This window comes from Paraburkholderia sp. FW306-02-B (genome assembly GCF_058782725.1).
Genome location: NZ_JBYSXZ010000001.1, coordinates 4,217,431 through 4,232,425, shown reverse-complemented (window position 1 = coordinate 4,232,425; position 14,995 = coordinate 4,217,431). Strand labels below are relative to the sequence as shown.

The 14,995-nt window shown below is 64.1% G+C and carries 16 protein-coding genes, 1 pseudogene and 1 riboswitch; of the genes and pseudogenes, 15 read left to right on the top strand and 2 right to left on the bottom strand.

The features are described 5' to 3' along the window. Positions 1-99 precede the first annotated feature (99 nt). Positions 100-544, bottom strand: a pseudogene (locus AC3WOG_RS18955) (SDR family oxidoreductase). After that, positions 541-2,292, bottom strand: coding sequence for an ABC transporter ATP-binding protein/permease (locus AC3WOG_RS18950; RefSeq protein WP_492579840.1), 1,752 nt, complete (start codon positions 2,290-2,292; stop codon positions 541-543). Before AC3WOG_RS18950 ends, AC3WOG_RS18955 begins: the two are co-directional and overlap by 4 nt. Before the next feature lie 365 nt (positions 2,293-2,657). Then, a riboswitch (TPP riboswitch) is annotated at positions 2,658-2,782 on the top strand. A gap of 223 nt (positions 2,783-3,005) precedes the next feature. Between AC3WOG_RS18950 and AC3WOG_RS18945 the strand changes: the two genes are divergently transcribed. The 15 genes from AC3WOG_RS18945 to hisG all read left to right on the top strand — a co-directional run bounded on the left by AC3WOG_RS18945 (position 3,006) and on the right by hisG (position 14,974). After that, a complete protein-coding gene (locus tag AC3WOG_RS18945) occupies positions 3,006-4,136 on the top strand; it encodes an FAD-dependent oxidoreductase (RefSeq protein WP_341314130.1) in 1,131 nt (376 codons plus the stop codon). A 72-nt stretch (positions 4,137-4,208) separates the two neighbouring features. Next, a complete protein-coding gene (thiS, locus tag AC3WOG_RS18940; protein ID WP_028199627.1) occupies positions 4,209-4,406 on the top strand; it encodes a sulfur carrier protein ThiS in 198 nt (65 codons plus the stop codon). A gap of 56 nt (positions 4,407-4,462) precedes the next feature. Further along, a complete protein-coding gene (locus AC3WOG_RS18935) occupies positions 4,463-5,278 on the top strand; it encodes a thiazole synthase (RefSeq protein WP_492579374.1) in 816 nt (271 codons plus the stop codon). Further along, on the top strand, positions 5,275-6,378 hold the full coding sequence (gene thiE, locus AC3WOG_RS18930; protein WP_492579373.1) for a thiamine phosphate synthase: 1,104 nt from the start codon (positions 5,275-5,277) through the stop codon (positions 6,376-6,378). The genes AC3WOG_RS18935 and thiE overlap by 4 nt, the downstream gene beginning before the upstream one ends. A gap of 94 nt (positions 6,379-6,472) precedes the next feature. Further along, entirely contained in the window at positions 6,473-7,294 is an 822-nt protein-coding gene (locus tag AC3WOG_RS18925) for an ABC transporter ATP-binding protein (protein WP_492579372.1), read from the top strand. Continuing rightward, on the top strand, positions 7,291-8,058 hold the full coding sequence (mlaE, locus tag AC3WOG_RS18920; protein ID WP_492579371.1) for a lipid asymmetry maintenance ABC transporter permease subunit MlaE: 768 nt from the start codon (positions 7,291-7,293) through the stop codon (positions 8,056-8,058). Before AC3WOG_RS18925 ends, mlaE begins: the two co-directional genes overlap by 4 nt. 91 nt (positions 8,059-8,149) lie before the next feature. After that, positions 8,150-8,707 carry an outer membrane lipid asymmetry maintenance protein MlaD gene (gene mlaD, locus AC3WOG_RS18915; RefSeq protein WP_492579370.1) on the top strand — a complete coding sequence of 186 codons (558 nt, stop codon included), beginning with the start codon at positions 8,150-8,152 and terminating at the stop codon, positions 8,705-8,707. 11 nt (positions 8,708-8,718) lie between these two features. Continuing rightward, entirely contained in the window at positions 8,719-9,726 is a 1,008-nt protein-coding gene (locus tag AC3WOG_RS18910) for an MlaA family lipoprotein (protein WP_492579369.1), read from the top strand. Between the two features lie 114 nt (positions 9,727-9,840). Next, a complete protein-coding gene (locus AC3WOG_RS18905) occupies positions 9,841-10,473 on the top strand; it encodes an MlaC/ttg2D family ABC transporter substrate-binding protein (RefSeq protein ID WP_341314138.1) in 633 nt (210 codons plus the stop codon). Next, positions 10,470-10,763, top strand: a complete 294-nt coding sequence (locus AC3WOG_RS18900; RefSeq protein ID WP_492579368.1) for an STAS domain-containing protein — start codon at positions 10,470-10,472, stop codon at positions 10,761-10,763. The genes AC3WOG_RS18905 and AC3WOG_RS18900 overlap by 4 nt, the downstream gene beginning before the upstream one ends. Before the next feature lie 193 nt (positions 10,764-10,956). Beyond that, positions 10,957-11,889 carry an ABC transporter ATP-binding protein gene (locus AC3WOG_RS18895; protein ID WP_492579367.1) on the top strand — a complete coding sequence of 311 codons (933 nt, stop codon included), beginning with the start codon at positions 10,957-10,959 and terminating at the stop codon, positions 11,887-11,889. Then, positions 11,886-12,650 (top strand): ABC transporter permease, encoded by a 765-nt coding sequence (locus AC3WOG_RS18890; RefSeq protein ID WP_341314141.1) that lies wholly within the window; start codon positions 11,886-11,888, stop codon positions 12,648-12,650. Before AC3WOG_RS18895 ends, AC3WOG_RS18890 begins: the two co-directional genes overlap by 4 nt. A 15-nt stretch (positions 12,651-12,665) precedes the next feature. Next, positions 12,666-12,905, top strand: a complete 240-nt coding sequence (locus AC3WOG_RS18885; RefSeq protein ID WP_006052280.1) for a BolA family protein — start codon at positions 12,666-12,668, stop codon at positions 12,903-12,905. Between the two features lie 111 nt (positions 12,906-13,016). Next, positions 13,017-14,279, top strand: a complete 1,263-nt coding sequence (murA, locus tag AC3WOG_RS18880; protein ID WP_492579366.1) for a UDP-N-acetylglucosamine 1-carboxyvinyltransferase — start codon at positions 13,017-13,019, stop codon at positions 14,277-14,279. Further along, positions 14,276-14,974 (top strand): ATP phosphoribosyltransferase, encoded by a 699-nt coding sequence (gene hisG / locus AC3WOG_RS18875; RefSeq protein ID WP_341314143.1) that lies wholly within the window; start codon positions 14,276-14,278, stop codon positions 14,972-14,974. Before murA ends, hisG begins: the two co-directional genes overlap by 4 nt. Positions 14,975-14,995: the final 21 nt, after the last annotated feature.

Below are 14,995 nucleotides of genomic sequence, written 5' to 3'. Positions count from 1 at the left end.
TCGCTGCTACAGAGCATTTTCAAAGCGGGGAACAGCTTGCCCGCTTCGCAAATGCTTTCTAACTCTTCTCGCGTGTTTCCGGATCTTGCGGCGTGTCGCTCAGCCGAGCGTGAGACCGCCGTCGACGTGGATCACCTGGCCAGTGATGTGACGCGCTTCGTCCGACAACAGAAACGCGATCAGTGCGGCGATGTCCGCGGGTTCGGCGACATGGCCGAGCGGTGTCGCTTCGGCGGCGCGGGTCCACGCCGACGTGTTATCGGCACTTGGGCCGCGATCTTTACGGGTGTAGCCGGGCGCCACGCAATTGACCGTCACGCCATGCGGCGCCACGTTCGGCCAGATCGGCGAACACCGCCGCGCAGCTTGCGCCGTTAGCGGTGCAATCGGCGGCGACTTGGGCGAGCCGTTGGCGCGCCTCGTCATCGGCGCCGCGTGCGTGCAACATCAACGCCGCGTGCGGCGCGGCAATGCGCCGGGCCAGCGCAGCGCCGATGCCGCAGCCGGCGCTCAGGACGACGCGCTCGAGTTCAGCGCCGCTCATGCGGCGACCGGTTCGTCCGAGCGTTCGACGTCGAGCGTTTCCGCGTGGAACGCCGACAGCGATTCGCGATGCGCGACGCTGACGATCGCCGCCTTCGGCAGCCGTTCGGTGAACAGGTGGTAAAGACGCGCTTCGTTTTCTGCATCGAGCGCGCTGGTCGCTTCGTCGAGGAACAGGTAGTCGGGCTTGTGCAGCAGTACACGGGCGCCGGCGAGGCGTTGTTGTTCGCCCGGCGAGAGAATCCGCGTCCAGTGTCCCGATTCCTGCAACCGGTCCGCGTACTCCGACAGATGACAGACGCGCAGCGCTTCGCGGCATTCGTCGTCGGTATAGGTATCGGCGGGGGACGGGTAGGCGAGCGCCGCTTTCAGCGTGCCGATCGGCATGTAGCTGACCTGCGGGATGAACATCATGCGCGCGTTGACCGGCGCGTCGATCGAGCCGTCGCCGAATGGCCAGAGCCCGGCGAGTGCGCGCATCAGCGTGCTCTTGCCCGAGCCGGACGGACCGCGCACCAGCCAGCGCGAGCCCGGCTGAATCGCGATATCGCGGATGCGCGACAGCGGGTTGCCATTCGGCAACGCGAGCTTGAGGCCTTCGGTGGAAAGCTTGTCGTCGTCGACGAAATGCAGGTTGATGCCGCCATGCGCGGTAGCCGGCGACACCGACTCCTTCAGATGCGGCGCATGCACGACGCGCTTGAATTCACGCAACCGGTTCACTGTAGCGCGCCATTCCACCAGGCTGGTGTAACTGTTGATGAACCACGAAAACGAATCGCTGACGGTGCCGAACGCGCTCGAAATCTGCATCAGCACGCCGAACGTAAAGGCGCCCGCGAAGTAGCGGGGCGCGGCGACCACCAGCGGAAAGATGATCGCGATCTGACCATAGAAAGCCGACACAAAGGTGAGCCGCTTGGTGTACTTCATCACCTGCCACCAGTTGTCGCGAATGCGGCCGAACAGCGTGTGCGTGTTCGTCTTCTCGGTTTCCATGCCGTTGTAGAAGGCGATCTGCTCGGCGTTTTCACGCAGACGGATCAGGCCGAAACGGAAATCCGCCTCGACTTTCTGTGCCTGGTAATTGATCGGCACGAGCGGATGGCCGACCTTCTGGATGATCAGCGAACCGGCCACCGCGTAGAGCGCCGCGGCCCACACCATGTAGCCGGGAATCTGCACCGGCATGCCGCCGAGCGAGACGGTTAGCGCACCGGCGAGCGACCACAGAATCGTGATGAACGACACCAGCGTGACGACCGTTGACAGCAGATCGAGCGTCAACGACAGCGTGGTGGTGGCGAACGATTGCAGATCGTCGCTGATCCGCTGGTCGGGGTTGTCGGCGAGCCGGTCGCGTTCGATCCGGTAGAAGGCGCTGTCGTGCAGCCATTCGTTCAGATAGCGCGTGGTCAGCCACTGGCGCCAGCGGAAGCCGAGCATCTGCCGCAGATAGCGGCCGTACACCGCGAGGATGATGAAGGCGAACGCGAGCCCCGAGAACACCATCAACAGGTGCGGGAAATCGTGCACGTTCTTGGTTTGCAGCGCGTTGTAGAAGTCGGCGCTCCAGCGGTTCAGGCGCACGTTGATCCACACGACGAGCAGATTCATCACGATGATCGCGACGAGCAAGCCCCACGCCGTTTTTCGTTCTTCGGAGACCCAGTAAGGTTTGATCAGGCTCCAGGCGGAGACTTTGTCGTCCGGCGGCAGCACGGGGCTGGCAGAGGTATTCGGTGTCATGAGCATCCTGATGTAGTGCTGGCCCATGTGGAGCAGACCTGTATCGGGTTGATCCACGGCGGGTTTGCGGCGCATGCCCGGGCGTCGTGCTCGACGAACGCACGCCCGAGTGAGCGTCCGATTCTGGCGTGGCCCCCTTAAGCGAAAATTAATTTCCGCATGAAGGACTCGCCTCGATGCCGCCGTCGCGCTGGCGGCGAAGCGTGCCGCCGACGCCAGGCTCCTGCGGCATCCGGTCTCGGCATTGTGCCAGAGCGGCGCGCACGGCCGTATTGATGAATCGATAGGATGGTGCTGGATCAACTGCGGGCGACCGCGTGTCCCGCTGGTTTGCGGGCGTCGCGCCTTTTATGGTCTAATGACCTTCGACGAAACAGGGGTGCTTCGCACACCGGCAGCGTGGATGTCCACGCAGCGGCAGCGAGGCTGAGAGAGACCCTTTGCACCCGATCCGGGTAATACCGGCGCGGGAAGTTTCCGGAAGCAGCCAGTCTTCCATTCCCCGCCGGGCGGCGTCCGTCATTTGGGCGCGCGTGTTGCCCGGCCGGCCTTACCCGCCGGTTTCGTCCTGGGTACGTGCGCTTGTTGCCGTACGGAAAGGACTCGATGACCGCCTATTCTTCAGACATGAGTTTTGCTCTTCGCCACGCTGCCGTCGGCGTGCCGCGCTGCTTTAGCTTGGCTTGCCGTTGCGGTGATCGGGAGTGCGCACGATGAACCGTCCTGCTCAACCCGATTTCGCGGTGCTCGGCGGCGGCCTGTGCGGACGCCTCGTCGCGTGGCGTCTTGCCGGGCAAGGGTATCGCGTGGCGCTCTATGAGCGCGGCGACGCGGCCGGTTCGCAAGCCGCCGCGTGGGTCGCCGCGGCGATGTTGGCGCCGCTTGCCGAGGCCGCCAGCGCCGAGTTGCTGATTACGCGGCTGGGCGCGAGCTCGCTCGAAAGCTGGCCGCGTGTGCTGGCCGAATTGCCCGAGCCGGTGTTTTTCCAGCGCAACGGCACGCTGGTCGTATGGCATCATGCCGACCGCACCGAAGCGCCGCTGTTCGAACGCCGGGTGCGCTCGAACGCGCCTGCCGAACTGCTCGACGGCGGCTTTGTGACGCTCGCCGGCGCGCAGGTCGGCGCCGCCGAACCCGCGTTGGCGGGCCGCTTCAATCAGGGCTGGCTGCTGCCGCGCGAAGGGCAACTGGATAACCGCCAGGTATTGTCCGCGCTGGCCGCGGGCCTTGCCGAGCGCGGCGTCGAAACGCATTGGAACACGGCTGTCGACGATCATGCGTTGCCGCCCGCGCGCGTCACGATCGATTGTCGCGGTCTCGGCGCGAAGGCGGTTCTGCCTACATTGCGCGGCATTCGCGGTGAAGTCGCGCGCGTGCATGCGCCCGGTATCAACCTGACGCGGCCGGTGCGCCTGTTGCATCCGCGCTATCCGCTCTATATCGCGCCGAAGCAGGACGATCTCTACGTGATCGGCGCAACCGAGGTGGAAGGCGAGGACATGTCGCCGGTCAGCGTGCGCTCGGCGCTCGAACTGCTGAGCGCGGCGTTTTCCGTGCATCCCGGTTTTGGCGAGGCACGCATCCTCGAACTGAATTCGCAGTGCCGCCCGACTTTGCCGGACCACCGTCCGGCGTTGCTGTGGGACGGCGCGCAGACCTTGCGCGTGAACGGCCTGTACCGGCACGGCTACATGATCGTGCCCGAAGTCGCCGACGAAGCCGTGCGCTTCGCCGCGGCGCTGCTCGACGGCCGCATCGGCGATGCCGATGCGTTTGCGGACTGGCAACGCGACGCGCGCTGGAGCGAGCTGTTTCAACTGGATTCCACGCGTGAGCCGGCATGAGCGCTGCGGTTTTTAATGCACGCATTGCACGCCACGCCGCTACCGCCATCGATTGAACCGTATTCGAACACCATGGACATTCATATCAACCAGAAGCCGTTGTCGCTGCCCGAAGGCGCGACAGTCGCCGATGCGCTCGCCGCGTTCGGCGCGCGTCCGCCGTTCGCGGTCGCGCTGAACGGCGATTTCGTCGCGCGCACCCAGCATGCGGCGCGCGCGCTGCAGCCGGGCGACAAGCTCGATGTCGTGCAACCCGTGGCCGGCGGCTGAGCCTCGTCGAGGCCCGACTGAACCGCCACGCATTGCCGGAGACAAGGATTATGCAAATGACTTCCCCCCGACCCGTCGACGCGCTCACGCTGTACGGCGAGACCTTCGCCAGCCGCGTGCTGCTCGGCACCTCACGCTATCCGTCGCTGCAATCGCTGTCCGATTCGATCGACGCCGCGCGGCCCGGCATGGTCACCGTCGCGCTGCGCCGGCAGATGAACGAAGGCGGCGCCGAAGCCGGCTTCTTCGATCTGCTCAAGCGCCATGGCGTGCCGCTGCTGCCGAATACGGCCGGTTGCCTGACAGTGGGCGAGGCGGTGACGACCGCGCACATGGCGCGTGAGATTTTCGAAACCGAGTGGATCAAGCTCGAACTGATCGGCGATGACTACACGTTGCAGCCCGATCCGGTCGGCCTGATCGAAGCGGCCGCGCAGCTGATCAAGGACGGTTTCAAGGTCCTGCCGTATTGCACCGAAGATCTGGTGATCGGCCGCCGTCTGCTGGACGCGGGCTGCGAAGCGCTGATGCCGTGGGGCGCGCCGATCGGCACCGGCAAGGGCGTGATCAATCCGTACGGCCTGCGTGTGTTGCGCGAACGGCTGCCCGATGTGCCGCTGATTGTCGATGCGGGTCTCGGCGTGCCGTCGCATGCGGCGCAGGTAATGGAGTGGGGCTTCGATGGCGTGCTGCTGAACACCGCGGTATCGCAGGCGACGCATCCCGACGCCATGGCGCGCGCCTTCGCGCTGGGCGTCGAGGCGGGCCGCCAGGCCTTTCTGGCGGGACCGATGGCCGAGCGCGAAAGCGCGCATGCGAGCACGCCGGTGGTCGGCATGCCGTTCTGGCATCAGGACGGGAGCGCCGCATGACGCAGACTTTGCTTTTGAAGGATCGCGACCTCTTCTGGCCGCCCGCCGACGAACTCACCGAAGCCGCCGAGCGCATCCGCGCCCGTCTGGGCGACTGGCCGCCGACGCACGCGCCGTGGCGCATCTGCCTGACCGCGCCGGACGAGCCGAACGGCGGCGACCTGATCATCGTCGCCGACGCGCAGCAGCATGGCGAGGAGGTGGCGCGCTGGCTGGTGCGGGGCGCGGGCGTGATCGAAGCCGCGGAGAACCGCGCGGCGCTGCATCTGGGCGGCGAGAAATACCGTCTGGAGGGCCATCTGGCGGAAGACTGGATCGCCGCGCTGGCGGCGTTTCTGGACTGCGGTTTCGATCCGCACGACGCGCTGGTGCTGGCGCTGGCCTGGCGCGACGGCGACGAAAGCCGTGCGGACGACGCATTTCCGGCCGGCCTCGGGCGTTTCCCGCGTATCGCCGGTTTGCCGGACGCGCCGGCGCAAGCGTTCGCGCGTTGCCCGGACCGGCTGGGCCTATATCCGGTGCTGCCGACCGCGGAATGGGTCGAGCGCGTGGTGGGCTTCGGCGTGAAAACCGTTCAGTTGCGTCGCAAATCGGCCGAACCCGCCGATGAACTGAAGCGCGAAATCGCCCGCTGTGTCGCCGCCGGCCGCGAGCACGACGCCCAGGTTTTCATCAACGATCACTGGCAAGCCGCGCTGGCGGCGGGCGCATACGGCGTCCACCTCGGCCAGGAAGATGTCCATACCGCCGACTTGTCGGCGCTTGCCGCGGCGGGTGTCCGGCTCGGTTTGTCGACTCACGGTTTCTACGAGATTCTGAGCGCGCTGCATTTCCGGCCAAGCTATATTGCCTTGGGCGCGGTGTTCCCCACCACCACCAAAGTCATGCCCACGGCGCCGCAGGGCCTGAGGCGCCTCGCGCGTTACGTGCGGCTGCTCGACGGCGTCGTGCCGCTCGTGGCGATCGGCGGAATCGACCTGCAGGTGTTGCCGGACGTGCTGGCGACCGGCGTGGGTTGCGCAGCGGTGGTGCGGGCGGTGACGGAAGCGGCCGATCCGGCTGCCGCCGTTTCTGCACTGCAACAAGCGTTTACGCAATAATCGTCAACTTGAGTAAAGGGACAGGGCACCTCACGGCAACTTTCGCATGATGGCCCTATAATTCGGCCTTCCGTGTAAAAGGACTGTCAGTTTCGTGTCTTCCTCCCCCGAGACCTTACTCGAGCTGCGCGACGTCGACTTCGGTTATGGCGACCGGCTCGTCCTGTCGAGCCTGAATCTGCGCTTCAAGCGCGGCCAGGTCGTCGCGGTCATGGGCGGCTCGGGTTGCGGCAAAACCACAGTGCTGCGTCTGATCGGCGGTCTGGTGCGCGCACAGCGCGGCCAGATCCTGTTTGAGGACCAGGACGTCGGCCAGCAGGCGCGCGAAGGCCTCTACGCGCTGCGCCGCAAGATGGGCATGCTGTTCCAGTTCGGCGCGCTGTTCACCGATATGTCGGTGTTCGAAAACGTCGCCTTCGCGCTGCGCGAGCACACCGACCTCCCCGAAGAACTGATCCGCGACCTCGTGTTGATGAAGCTCAATGCGGTCGGCCTGCGAGGCGCCCGCGATCTGCTGCCGTCCGAGATTTCCGGCGGCATGGCGCGGCGCGTGGCGCTGGCTCGCGCGATTGCCCTCGATCCCGATCTGATGATGTACGACGAGCCGTTCGCCGGCCTCGATCCGATCTCGCTCGGCATTACCGCGAACCTGATTCGCGCGCTGAATCAGGCACTTGGCGCAACCTCGATCCTCGTCACGCACGACGTGCCCGAATCGTTCGCGATCGCCGATTACGTGTATTTCCTCGCCAACGGCGGCGTTCACGCTGAAGGCACACCGGCCGAGTTGCGCGCGTCGACCGATCCTACGGTGCGCCAGTTCATCGACGGCGCGCCGGACGGCCCGTTCAAATTCCACTATCCCAGCAACACGCCACTCGCGGCGGATTTCGGCATCGGCGGGGGGCAGTCATGATCAGTACACTCGGTCGCTCGGTGCTCGACGGGCTGGGAATGGCCGGCTACGCCACGCGCTTCTTCTTCAGGCTGGTGCTCGAGTTTTTCCCCTTGCTGCGCCGTCCGCGCCTTGTCACAAAGCAGATCCACTTCGTCGGCAATTATTCGCTGGTGATCATCGCGGTGTCGGGCCTGTTCGTCGGCTTCGTGCTCGGCTTGCAGGGCTACTACACGCTGAACCGCTACGGCTCCGAACAGGCGCTCGGGCTCTTGGTCGCACTTTCGCTGGTGCGCGAACTCGGGCCGGTGGTGACCGCGCTGCTGTTCGCGGGGCGCGCCGGCACGTCGCTGACGGCCGAAATCGGCCTGATGAAGGCGGGCGAGCAACTGACCGCGATGGAAATGATGGCGGTGGACCCGGTCAAGGTCGTGGTCGCGCCGCGCCTGTGGGCAGGCATTATTTCCATGCCGATTCTGGCCGCGATTTTCAGCGCCGTCGGCGTATTAGGCGGTTATGTGGTGGGCGTGCTGCTGATCGGCGTCGATGCCGGCGCGTTCTGGTCGCAGATGCAAGGTGGCGTCGATGTCTGGCGCGACGTCGGCGCCGGGGTCATCAAGAGCGTGGTGTTCGGCTTCGCGGTGACGTTCGTGGCGCTGTTTCAGGGCTACGAAGCCAAGCCGACGCCGGAAGGCGTGTCGCGCGCCACGACCAAGACCGTCGTGTACGCGTCGCTTGCGGTGCTCGGCCTCGATTTTCTGCTGACTGCACTGATGTTCAGTTAAGACTGCGCCGCACGTTTTCCGTCGGCGGGCGCGTCACTGGTCGCGCGCGGCGGAAGTGCGGATGGCGCGGCGGATTCACTTTGGGATGACGATGAAAAAGACTGCTCTCGACTTCTGGGTCGGCCTGTTCGTGGTGTTGGGTTTCGTGGCGTTGCTGTTTCTCGCGCTGAAGGCCGGCAACATGAGCTCGTTGTCGTTTCAGGCAACGTACGCGGTCAAGCTCAAGTTCGACAATATCGGCGGACTGAAGGCGCGCGCGCCGGTGAAAAGCGCGGGCGTGACGGTTGGCCGGGTCGCGTCGATCGGCTTTGACAGCAACGCGTATCAGGCGGTCGTCACGATCGATCTCGACAAGCAATACCAGTTTCCGAAAGACAGCTCGGCGAAGATCCTGACATCGGGTCTGCTCGGCGAGCAATACATCGGGCTTGAACCCGGCGGCGACAGCGAGATGCTCAAAGCGGGCGACACCGTCTCCATGACGCAATCGGCGATCGTGCTGGAAAACCTGATCGGACAATTTCTGTACAGCAAGGCGGCAGACTCGGGCGCGTCCAAATCCGGCTCATCTGTTGCTGCACCTGCCGCGGCGCCAGCGCCCGCGGTTCCGGCACCGACCCCGCCCGCCTCCGGCGCGGCTGGTCAATAAGGAGAACAAGAATGCAGACCATAAGGATCAGAGGCGTGCGCGCATTCCAGGTCGCGACGCTGGCAGTGGCGGTAGCCACGCTCGCTGGCTGCACGACCGTGCAGACGCCGACCAAGGGCGACCCGCTGGAAGGCTTCAACCGCACGATCTTCACCGTCAACGACAAGCTCGACCAGTACGCGCTGAAGCCGGTCGCGAAGGGCTACGTCTGGGCGACGCCGCAACCGGTGCGCGACAGCGTCACCAACTTCTTCTCGAATATCGGCGACGTCTACATCGCGGCCAACAACCTGCTGCAATTGAAGATCACTGACGGCGTCGAAGACATCATGCGGATCGTGATCAACACGGTGTTCGGCGTCGGCGGCCTGTTCGACGTGGCGACGCTCGCGAAGCTGCCCAAGCATGACAACGACCTCGGTCTGACGCTTGGCCACTACGGCGTGCCGGCGGGGCCTTACCTCGTGCTGCCGCTGTTCGGGCCGAGCACGGTGCGCGACGCGGTCGGTTCGATCGGCAACTATTATGTGAACCCGCTAAGCTACATCGATCCGCCGGGTTTGAGCTGGGCGCTGTACGGCCTGAACGTGATCAACACGCGCGCGAATCTGCTTAGCGCGGGCGAAGTGCTGGAAGGCGCCGCGCTCGACAAGTACTCGTTCGTGCGTAATGCGTATCTGCAACGCCGTCAGTATCTGCTGTCGGACGGCAAGCAAGCGCAGGCGCTGCCGAATTACGGCGACGAAGCGCCGCTGCCGAAGTACGAAGACGTCGACGGCGGCGCGGCTGCAGCAGGCACGCAGGGTGCTGCAGCGAAGGCGGCCACAGCGCCCCAGGCGGCTTCGGCGACCGGCGCGACGACAGGTACGACCAGTCATGCGGCTGCGCCCGAAGCCGCGTCCGGCACGTCGGAAACGCCGCCGCTCGATATGAACGGCGGTCCCGAAACGACCCAGATTCCGGCCGGCCAACTGGTCCCGCCGACGCGTTTTAACTTTCCATCATTCAAATTGCATTGATTGTGCAGCCGTAACACCTCGATACGACTCTCGCAGTTTGCGCATGGATTGCTGCTGAACTCGCGTGTTAATGTCGGCTCAAACGGTTGCACCATTTTTAAGGCAAGGCTCGATATGAAAAAATTCTTTCTGATTCCGTTCTTCGTTGCGTTGTTCTCGTTCGGAAGTGCCGGTGCATCGGCACAAACCGTCGATTCGAGTTCGCCGGATACGCTGGTCAAGACCGTCACCCAGCAGGTGATCGACGCGATCCACGCCGACAAGTCGATCCAGCAAGGCGACATCTCGCACATCACGCGTCTTGTCAACGAAAAGATCCTGCCGTACACCGACTTCCGCCGTACCACGCAACTGGCGATGGGCCGCAACTGGCGTACCGCCACGCCGGACCAGCAAAACGCCGTGGTCGAGCAGTTCAAGGCGCTGCTGATCCGCACGTACTCGGGCGCGCTCGCCCAGGTCCGCGACCAGCAGATTCAGTACAAGCCATTCCGCATGAACCCGGACGACACCGACGCGGTGGTGCGCTCGGTGGTGATGAACAACGGCTCGCCGATCGAACTCGACTACCGTCTGTACAAGACGCCGCAAGGCTGGCGCGTGTATGACATCAACGTGCTCGGCGCATGGCTGATCCAGGCGTATCAGCAGCAGTTCAACGAGCAGATCCAGCAAAAGGGCGTGGACGGACTGATCCAGTTCCTCACGCAGCGCAATCAGCAACTGGCCTCGGGCAAGCAGTCGTGAGCGAGGTGCTGAGCCCCGTCGTAAGCCGCTTCGACAGCGGCGCGACGCTCACCCACGCGAGCGCGAAAGCCGCGCTCGCGGCGGGTTTGCAGCGGATCGCAGCGGGCGCGCAGGGTGTCGATTGCGCGCCGCTCGCGCAGTTCGATTCGTCCGCGCTTGCCGTGCTGCTCGCGTGGCAGCGTGCCGCCCAGGCACGCGGCGCGGCGTTCGAGATCGTCAATCTGCCGGCTGGTCTCGCCAGTCTCGCGCAAGCCTACGGCGTCGATACCCTCCTATCGGCGCGACATTGACGCTTCATTGACGTCTAATTGACGCGTTGGTCGCGTCACTCCCAATCCCCCTGGCCGAGCAGGGGCTGTCGATTTTTGCCCTATAATCAAACGTTTTTTGGGGCACATAACCGGCCCCAATTTCGTTCCTTCCAGCACTTTTGCGCCCCCGTTAGGGCTCCTTTAGGCGCCGCGATGCCCGCGGCGCACAGTCATGTCAGCCATAGAAATTCGTAACGTCAAGAAGCGCTACAAGGACTTGCAGGCGCTCAAGGGCGTCAGCTTCACGGTGGAAGAAGGCGAGTTTTTCGGACTGCTCGGTCCGAACGGCGCGGGCAAAACGACGCTCATCAGCATCCTCGCCGGTCTCGCGCGTGCCGATGAAGGCAGTATCGCCGTGCGCGGGCACGATGTCGTCGACGATTTCCGTCTGGCGCGCCGCGCGCTCGGCGTGGTGCCGCAGGAGCTCGTGTTCGATCCGTTCTTCACGGTGCGCGAAACCTTGCGTATTCAGTCCGGCTACTACGGCCTGCGCAATAACGACGCGTGGATCGACGAGATCATGGCCAATCTCGACCTCACGGACAAAGCCGACGCCAACATGCGCGCGCTGTCGGGCGGCATGAAGCGCCGCGTGCTGGTCGCGCAGGCGCTGGTGCACCGGCCGCCGGTGATCGTGCTCGACGAGCCGACCGCGGGTGTCGATGTGGAATTGCGTCAAACCTTGTGGAAATTTATCTCGCGCCTGAATCGCGAAGGTCACACGATCGTGCTGACCACGCACTATCTGGAAGAGGCCGAATCGCTGTGCGACCGTATCGCGATGTTGCGGCGCGGCGAAGTGGTCGCGCTCGAGCGCACCAGCACGCTGCTGCAACGCTTTGCGGGCATGCAATTGTTCCTGCGCTTCGCGCAAGGCGCGTTGCCCGTCGAGCTGCGTTCGCTCGAAGTGGAAAGCGGCGCGGGTAACGGCAATGGCCGTCAGCATCTGCTGCGTCTGGCGAGCTACGACGACGTCGAGCGGATCCTCGCGCAGTGCCGCGCAGCGGGCTGTACATTCGAAGAAATCGAGGTCCGCAAAGCCGACCTCGAAGATGTGTTCGTTCAGGTGATGAACGATCCGGAAGTGATCGAGGGGCTTGCATGAGCGGCTATAGTGGATTCGGCACGCTGTTTTACAAGGAAATCCTGCGCTTCTGGAAGGTGTCGTTCCAGACCGTGCTGGCGCCCGTCATCACCGCGCTGTTGTATCTGACGATTTTCGGCCACGCGTTGCGCGATCACGTGCATGTGTATCCGGGCGTTGAATACACGAGCTTCCTGATTCCGGGTCTCGTGATGATGAGCGTGTTGCAGAATGCGTTTGCGAATAGCTCGTCGTCGCTGATCCAGTCGAAGATTACCGGCAACCTGGTGTTCGTACTGTTGCCGCCACTGTCGCACTATGAGATGTTCGGCGCCTATGTGCTCGCCGCCGTCGCGCGTGGCTTGGCGGTCGGCTTCGGCGTGTTCATCGTGACGATCTGGTTCGTGCCGGTCAGCTTCAGCGCGCCGTTGTACATCATTCTGTTCGCGGTGTTCGGCGCGGCGATCCTCGGCACGCTCGGATTGATCGCCGGGATCTGGGCCGAAAAGTTCGATCAGCTTGCCGCATTTCAAAACTTTCTGATTATGCCGCTCACGTTCCTCTCGGGCGTGTTCTACTCGACGCATACGCTGCCACCGGTGTGGCGCGAAGTGTCGCGGCTCAATCCCTTTTTCTACATGATCGACGGCTTTCGCTACGGTTTCTTCGGGATGTCGGATATCGATCCGCTCGTGAGCCTCGCGATTGTTGCCGGTTTCTTTGTGGTGCTGGCCGTGGTGGCGATGCGTATGCTTGCCTCCGGCTACAAACTGCGCCACTGATCAGGAGCTTCTCTCATGTTGCCGACTCCCGAACAGGTCAAGCAATACATTGCAGCTGGGCTCGCTTGCCAGCATCTCGAAGTCGAAGGCGACGGCCAGCATTTCTTTGCGACCATCGTTTCGCCGAGCTTCGAAGGCAAGCGTCTGATCCAGCGCCATCAACTCGTGTACGCGGCGCTCGGCGACCGCATGCGCGAAGAAATCCACGCGCTCAGCATGAAAACGCTGACGCCCGCCGAATGGCAGAACGCGTAATCTGGAAATTTAGTGCGAATTACTCAAGAAGGGCGCGACGTCGGTAGCGGCGCGTCGAACACAGGCAAAGCAGGCCCGGCTGAAGCCCGGGTAGATCAGGAACTGACAGGCATGGATAAACTCGTCATTGAAGGTGGCTACCCGCTTTCGGGTGAAGTCGTCGTCTCGGGTGCGAAGAACGCGGCGTTGCCGATCCTGTGCGCGGGTCTGCTCAGCGCGGAGCCGGTGCATCTGGAAAACGTGCCCGATTTGCAGGACGTGCGCACGATGCTCAAGCTGCTCGGCCAGATGGGCGTGCGTATCGAGAGCGGCGCGGGGCGTGTGTCGCTGGATGCGTCGAAGGTCGATAACCTCGTCGCGCCGTATGAACTGGTGAAGACGATGCGTGCGTCGATCCTCGTGCTCGGCCCGCTGGTCGCGCGCTTCGGTCACGCCAGGGTGTCGCTGCCGGGCGGCTGCGCAATCGGCGCGCGTCCGGTCGATCAGCACATCAAGGGTCTGCAGGCGATGGGCGCCGAGATCACGATCGAGCACGGTTTCATCGAAGCACGCGCGAAGCGTCTGAAGGGCGCGCGCATCGTGACCGACATGATCACCGTGACCGGTACTGAGAACCTGCTGATGGCGGCCGTACTGGCCGAAGGCGAAACGGTGATCGAGAACGCCGCGCGCGAGCCGGAAGTCGGCGACCTCGCGCATCTGCTGGTCTCGATGGGCGCCAGGATTGAAGGCATTGGCACGGATCGTCTGGTGATTCAAGGCGTCGACAAGCTGCATGGCGCGAAGCACACGGTGATTCCGGATCGCATTGAAGCCGGCACGTTCCTGTGCGCGGTGGCTGCCGCCGGTGGCGATGTCACGTTGCGCAAAGTGCGTCCGCTGATTCTCGAAGCCGTGACGGACAAGCTGCGCGAAGCGGGCGTGACGATCGAGGAAGGCGAGGACTGGATGCGCGTGCGCATGGACAAGCGTCCGAGCGCGGTTACCTTCCGCACTTCCGAATACCCCGCGTTCCCGACCGACATGCAAGCGCAGTTCATGGCGCTGAACACGATCGCTGACGGCACTTCGCAAGTCGTTGAAACGATCTTCGAAAACCGCTTCATGCATGTGCAGGAATTGAACCGCCTCGGCGCCAACATCACGATCGACGGCAACACCGCGCTCGTGACCGGGGTCGATAAGCTCTCAGGCGCGAAGGTGATGGCCACCGACCTGCGCGCGTCGGCGAGTCTCGTGATCGCCGCGCTGCGTGCCGACGGCGAAACGCTGATCGACCGTATCTATCACCTGGACCGCGGCTACGACCGGATGGAAACCAAGCTCACCGCCATCGGCGCGAAAGTGCGCCGCATTGCCGGGAGCCAGGCATGAGTTCGATGCCGCAAACGTCGTCGTCGCCGGCGGTGAGCGCGCCGCTCACGCTGGCTTTGTCGAAAGGGCGTATCTTCGAAGAGACGCTGCCGTTGCTCGCCGCAGCAGGCATCGAAGTGGCTGAAGACCCGGAAACGTCCCGCAAGCTGATCCTGCCGACCACCGATGCGAACCTGCGCGTCATCATCGTGCGCGCGACCGATGTGCCGACGTACGTCGAGTACGGCGCCGCCGACTTCGGCGTGGCCGGCAAAGACGTACTGCTCGAACATGGCGGCAGCGGGCTGTATCAGCCGGTCGATCTGGATATTGCGCGTTGCCGGATGTCGGTCGCAGTGGCGGCGGGCTTCGATTACGCCAGCGCAGTGCGCCAGGGCGCACGCCTGCGTGTGGCCACCAAATACGTCGAAACCGCGCGCGAACATTTCGCCGCCAAGGGCGTTCACGTCGACCTGATCAAGCTGTACGGCTCGATGGAACTGGCGCCGCTGGTTGGCCTCGCTGACGCGATCGTCGACCTGGTCAGTTCGGGCAATACCTTGCGCGCCAACAATCTTGTCGAGGTGGAGGAGATCATGCAGATTTCTTCGCGCCTCGTTGTGAACCAGGCGGCGCTGAAGCTCAAGCGCGCCGCGCTGCGGCCGATCCTCGACGCGTTCGAACGCGCGTCGAAGCCCGGCGCCGCGGCGGCCTGAGTAGTTCGACCCCGCTGTAAA

What these genes read in the sequence shown, in the direction of transcription:
- hisG (WP_341314143.1), top strand. Translation starts at nt 14,276, where the DNA reads ATGAGTTCGATGCCGCAAACGTCGTCGTCGCCGGCGGTGAGCGCGCCG.
- AC3WOG_RS18905 (WP_341314138.1), top strand. Translation starts at nt 9,841, where the DNA reads ATGAAAAAATTCTTTCTGATTCCGTTCTTCGTTGCGTTGTTCTCGTTC.
- AC3WOG_RS18885 (WP_006052280.1), top strand. Translation starts at nt 12,666, where the DNA reads ATGTTGCCGACTCCCGAACAGGTCAAGCAATACATTGCAGCTGGGCTC.
- AC3WOG_RS18945 (WP_341314130.1), top strand. Translation starts at nt 3,006, where the DNA reads ATGAACCGTCCTGCTCAACCCGATTTCGCGGTGCTCGGCGGCGGCCTG.
- murA (WP_492579366.1), top strand. Translation starts at nt 13,017, where the DNA reads ATGGATAAACTCGTCATTGAAGGTGGCTACCCGCTTTCGGGTGAAGTC.
- AC3WOG_RS18895 (WP_492579367.1), top strand. Translation starts at nt 10,957, where the DNA reads ATGTCAGCCATAGAAATTCGTAACGTCAAGAAGCGCTACAAGGACTTG.
- thiS (WP_028199627.1), top strand. Translation starts at nt 4,209, where the DNA reads ATGGACATTCATATCAACCAGAAGCCGTTGTCGCTGCCCGAAGGCGCG.
- AC3WOG_RS18950 (WP_492579840.1), bottom strand. Translation starts at nt 2,292, where the DNA reads ATGACACCGAATACCTCTGCCAGCCCCGTGCTGCCGCCGGACGACAAA.
- mlaE (WP_492579371.1), top strand. Translation starts at nt 7,291, where the DNA reads ATGATCAGTACACTCGGTCGCTCGGTGCTCGACGGGCTGGGAATGGCC.
- AC3WOG_RS18890 (WP_341314141.1), top strand. Translation starts at nt 11,886, where the DNA reads ATGAGCGGCTATAGTGGATTCGGCACGCTGTTTTACAAGGAAATCCTG.
- mlaD (WP_492579370.1), top strand. Translation starts at nt 8,150, where the DNA reads ATGAAAAAGACTGCTCTCGACTTCTGGGTCGGCCTGTTCGTGGTGTTG.
- AC3WOG_RS18935 (WP_492579374.1), top strand. Translation starts at nt 4,463, where the DNA reads ATGACTTCCCCCCGACCCGTCGACGCGCTCACGCTGTACGGCGAGACC.
- thiE (WP_492579373.1), top strand. Translation starts at nt 5,275, where the DNA reads ATGACGCAGACTTTGCTTTTGAAGGATCGCGACCTCTTCTGGCCGCCC.
- AC3WOG_RS18910 (WP_492579369.1), top strand. Translation starts at nt 8,719, where the DNA reads ATGCAGACCATAAGGATCAGAGGCGTGCGCGCATTCCAGGTCGCGACG.